Here is a 4,674-nt window from a genome sequence, read left to right on the forward strand (position 1 = left end):
AAATCAGGTGATATATTATTGTGGTCCTTCTCCTGCTTCTCCCGGAAGGGTGATAGGTGCCTGTGGTCCTACTACCAGTTCAAGGATGGATTTGTATGCCCCTAAATTGCTTTCTTTAGGTCTTAAGGGCATGATAGGCAAAGGAAAGAGATCACAATCAGTTAAAGATGCGATAACGCAGTACAGGGCTATATATTTTGGTGCAACAGGAGGGGCAGGTGCACTCCTCTCTAAAAGTGTTATATCTTGCGAGGTAATAGCCTACGAAGAACTCGGACCTGAGGCTGTGAGGAAGCTTGGAGTTAAGGATATGCCGTTATTTGTGATCAATGACATATATGGGAATGACTTGTATGAGACGGGTATGTTAAAGTATGAAAAGTAAGCACCCTAGAATTTTTTTGACTTTTTAAAACAAATATTTTAAAAGTAACAAAAGTCACAATGAGGTTGGTATGGGAGAAATCCGTATTGGAATAGTTGGTGTTGGTAATTGTGCGAGTTCGCTTATTCAGGGATTAAGTTACTATTCAAAGAAAAAAAATCAAATAATAGGGCTTATGCATTATGAGATATGCGGTTATAAGCCCAGGGATATCAGAGTAGTTGCTGCCTTTGACATAGATAAAAGAAAGGTTGGAAAACCTCTTGAGAAGGCTATATTTGCCTCTCCAAATTGTACAAAGGTTATTAAAAGAGATGTAGCGAAATCAAATGTGATTGTTTCTATGGGTCATGTATTGGATGGTGTCTCACCCCACATGAAGGATTATCCTGCAGGAAGAACCTTTCTCGTATCAGGTAAAAAACCAGATGATGTGGTTAAGATACTTAAGGAGAGGGGGGTTGAGATACTAATCAACTACCTTCCCGTGGGTTCTGAGAAAGCAGCAAGGTTTTATGCTGAGTCTTGTCTGAAAAGCGGGACGAGTCTTGTGAACTGTATCCCTGTTTTTATCGCATCGGATAAAACATGGGTGAGAAGATTTAAAGAAAAAGGGATTCCAATAATAGGAGATGACGTAAAGTCGCAGATAGGCGCAACGATTATCCACAGGGCACTTGTGAAGTTGTTTAGTGACAGGGGTGTAAAAATAGACAGGACATATCAGTTAAATACAGGAGGGAATACAGATTTCCTGAATATGCTGAACAGGGAAAGGCTTGTATCGAAAAAGATATCAAAGACTGAGGCAGTTCAATCAATGTTGGATATACCAATTTCCTCAGAAAATATCCACATAGGGCCTTCTGATTATGTGTCGTGGCAGAATGACAATAAGGTATGCTTTATGAGAATAGAAGGGAGAATTTTCGGTGATGTTCCTATAAATCTTGAACTCAGGTTATCTGTGGAAGATTCGCCGAACAGCGCTGGATGTATGATAGATGCAATAAGATGCTGTAAGGTAGCAAGGGACAGAAAGGTAAGTGGGGTGCTCGAATCGATATCTGCATATACGATGAAGCATCCAATAAAGCAGATTCAAGATGAAATTGCAAGGAGCATGGTTGAAGAATTTATAAGGGGTGAAAGGGAAAGATAGGAACTGTATTTGATAAGTTCAAAAATTGGTCATTCTCTTGATCCAGTAATTCTCAAAACTTACCATCTATTTTTTAAAGATAAGGTCATAAACCCGAATATTTTCACTCTATGTGGAACATTTTTCGGGTTTATAGCATTTTTGTGCATTGCGTACGATTTCTTGTTGCTGGGCGGTATAGCACTTCTGATTTCAGGTTTTTTTGACCTCATGGATGGAGCTCTCGCAAGAAATACAAATAATGTGACACGATTCGGGGGATTTCTGGATTCTGTCCTGGATCGATACACCGACCTTTCTATAATGCTCGGGATACTGATTCATTTTTTTAGGCATGGTGATCTTTTTAATTCCACAGTAACATTTGTTGCTACTATCGGTATAGCAATAATACCTTATGCTAAAGCAAGGGCTGAAGCAGCATCTCTCCCATGTAATACCGGACTCTTGGAGAGACCGGAAAGATTAATACTGATATTGATAGGTTTATTCTTTGGTCTTTTGCCGTATGTAATTGTGGTACTTGCAGTATTCACACATGTTACAGTAATTCAAAGGATTCTGTTTGTAAAAAGGCTTCAAAAATAGGCCGCTAATCCGGCCTATGGCGGGACTGATCGCTGAATTTCACGCTATCATGTTATAAATCTCTTCTTTTAGTACATCTTTTGCCATTTCTTTCGGTATACCGGTTCTTATGACAGTACCCTTAGAAAATAATACTGCTTTATTAGCACCGAATGCTATGCCTATATCTGCTTCCTTTGCTTCTCCGGGTCCGTTCACCTCGCAACCCATAATTGCCACATTCAGGTGAACGTCAAAATAATTTGTGTCTTTTTCAAATTCTTCAACAATCTCAATCAGGTTAGTCTTGCACCTTCCACAGGTAGGACAGGATATTATGTTTATCCCCCGTTTCCTAAGGCCCATATCTCTCAAAATATGATAGGCTGCAATGACCTCATAGACGGGATCGCCAGTTAACGAAACCCTTATGGTATCTCCTATGCCCTCATACAGCAGTATTCCTATTCCTATAGAAGACTTAATTACCCCGGAAAATAAAGGCCCCGCTTCTGTAATGCCTACATGGAGGGGATAATTAGATAGCCTTGAAAATTTTTTATAGGCTTCTATTGTTTGATATATGTCTGAGGCCTTTAAAGATACCTTTAGTTCTGTCCATCCTACATCTTCAAAAAGTTTTACATAATAGAAGGCGCTTTCAACCATTGCATCTGCATCAGGCTTGTTGTACTTTTTTAATATTCTTTTTTCAATGGATCCTATATTCATCCCTATTCTTATGGGGGTACGGGTGTCTTTGGCAAAACTGGCAACTTCTTTTACTTTTCTCACATTATTGATTGTCCCCGGGTTTATTCTTATTGCGTCGATCCCGAGTTCCATGGCTTTCAATGCAATCTTGTGGTTAAAATGAACATCACCGATAATAGGTATGTCGATCTCTTTTTTTAGAAAAGGGATGATCTTACATGTATCTTCTTGTGGGAGGGCTATCCTTACAAGTTCACATCCTGCCTTTTTTAATTCCCTTGTTTGCATTAAGGTTTCCTGAAAGTTTTCAGGATCAGTTTTTAACATGGATTGTACGACTATGGGGCTATTGCCGCCAATAGAGACATTGCCTATTTTGATCTTTTTTGTTTTTTTTCTTTCCATCGTTGATATGCCTTATGCTTCTGGTATTTGCATTGCCTATCGCTACTTATAATACTTCTTGTTCTTTCACCACTCTATTTTTTATTTCACCAATTAATTTTTCAAATACAGGAAAAACATCTGTCCGGAATCTGCCAGCCACAAGGACATACATTATATCATCCCCTATATCGAGCTTACCCTGATTTATCCATACCTTTATATCAACAATTCCATCACTAACTTTGTATTTTTTAATAATGTCTAAAAGAAGCTTATCATTATATGTTAAAAGCATTCCTTTAACAATTTTGCCGTTTTTTGCTGTTTTTCTCACTATACCGTTATGAATGAGTATCATGCCGAGCTTTTCTTTTGCGCTCTTTGATTTTATTTCTTTGATCCAATTGAAAATCATCTGTAGCTCATTGTATCCAATTTATAACCTGTTTCCCATTGCTTGTCAATGGATGAATGGAGGGTAATATGTATTCCTCTGGCAACTGGTAACTGAAAACTGAGACTTAAAGGATTTACAAGTGAGTTAAATATATTTCAGGTTTTTCGAAGGTAAAAATCAGGATAAGTATGATTGTCAAGAAGCCTCATGACAGGTTATAAAAATTTGGTTTCAAGAGTAGGTAACATATTTTGATAATATTGATATATTTGTTAAATATTTCACTTGACACTATATTTTTTGAGTGTTTAAATAGGAAAAAAATTTGCCCACACATAATTTGATAATTTATTTGTAGTTTAAGGAGGTAATTTATATGGATAGATGGACATTTGGTTGGACAATGCTTGTTGTCGGAATGGGAGGTACAATTGCAACCCTTATGGTAATCAGTTTAGTTATGTATGCTCTCAAGAAGGTTTTCCCTTATAAAAAAGAAGAGGAAGGGGCAGGTAAAAGATAGTGATTAAATGATAATAAGGAGGAACTGATTATGTCTGATGCAATATTAGGTGGACTATCAGGACTTGCTGCTGGTTTTTTGAACCTCCACTGGTCCAATCCTGTGATGATGGCAATAGGGTGTATGCTCCTATATCTTGGTATTAAGAAAGACTTCGAACCCTTACTTCTTGTCCCGATAGGGTTTGGGTGTATCTTGGTTAATATCCCTCTTACTGGACTCATGGATAAAGATGGTTTTTTAAGGATTATTTATGATGCTGGTGTAATTACAGAATTATTTCCGCTTCTTATTTTTGTTGGTATAGGTGCCATGACAGATTTTGGACCTGTGCTCGAAAACCCCTACACCTTTCTCTTAGGGGCTGCGGGGCAGTTTGGTATTTTTTTGACACTGCTCCTTGCCTTAGCTATAGGATTTCCTTATAAGGATTCGGTTACCATCGGGATTATCGGTGCCTGTGATGGCCCGACTGTTATTTACGTTGCATCCAAGTATGCCCCCCATCTCTTAGGTGCATGCTCGGTTGCAGCTTACTC

The 4,674-nt window shown here is 38.2% G+C and carries 7 protein-coding genes; 5 read left to right on the plus strand and 2 right to left on the minus strand.

Annotated elements, in window-relative coordinates:
* From NTU69_01640 to NTU69_01650, 3 genes are all read left to right on the plus strand, one after another.
* The coding region (locus NTU69_01640) for a fumarate hydratase C-terminal domain-containing protein (protein ID MCX5802229.1) at positions 1-385 on the plus strand (385 nt) is incomplete at its 5' end.
* A gap of 70 nt (positions 386-455) precedes the next feature.
* Positions 456-1,547, plus strand: coding sequence for an inositol-3-phosphate synthase (locus NTU69_01645; GenBank protein MCX5802230.1), 1,092 nt, complete (start codon positions 456-458; stop codon positions 1,545-1,547).
* A 9-nt stretch (positions 1,548-1,556) separates the two neighbouring features.
* Positions 1,557-2,135, plus strand: a complete 579-nt coding sequence (locus NTU69_01650) for a CDP-alcohol phosphatidyltransferase family protein (GenBank protein MCX5802231.1) — start codon at positions 1,557-1,559, stop codon at positions 2,133-2,135.
* A 39-nt stretch (positions 2,136-2,174) separates the two neighbouring features.
* Here NTU69_01650 and ispG read toward each other — a convergent pair whose 3' ends face one another.
* Together ispG and NTU69_01660 are read right to left on the minus strand one after the other, a co-directional pair.
* Positions 2,175-3,233: a flavodoxin-dependent (E)-4-hydroxy-3-methylbut-2-enyl-diphosphate synthase gene (gene ispG / locus NTU69_01655; protein ID MCX5802232.1), complete on the minus strand. Its 1,059-nt coding sequence runs from the start codon at positions 3,231-3,233 to the stop codon at positions 2,175-2,177.
* Between the two features lie 46 nt (positions 3,234-3,279).
* Positions 3,280-3,630, minus strand: coding sequence for a molybdenum cofactor biosynthesis protein MoaE (locus NTU69_01660; GenBank protein ID MCX5802233.1), 351 nt, complete (start codon positions 3,628-3,630; stop codon positions 3,280-3,282).
* A gap of 358 nt (positions 3,631-3,988) precedes the next feature.
* Between NTU69_01660 and NTU69_01665 the strand changes: the two genes are divergently transcribed.
* Entirely contained in the window at positions 3,989-4,135 is a 147-nt protein-coding gene (locus NTU69_01665) for an OadG-related small transporter subunit (protein MCX5802234.1), read from the plus strand.
* Positions 4,136-4,165: 30 nt separating this feature from the next.
* Positions 4,166-4,674, plus strand: a 509-nt coding sequence (locus tag NTU69_01670) for a sodium ion-translocating decarboxylase subunit beta (protein ID MCX5802235.1), incomplete at its 3' end; no start/stop codon positions are given.

It is taken from the genome of Pseudomonadota bacterium, assembly GCA_026388215.1.
GTDB lineage: Bacteria > Desulfobacterota > Syntrophorhabdia > Syntrophorhabdales > Syntrophorhabdaceae > JAPLKF01.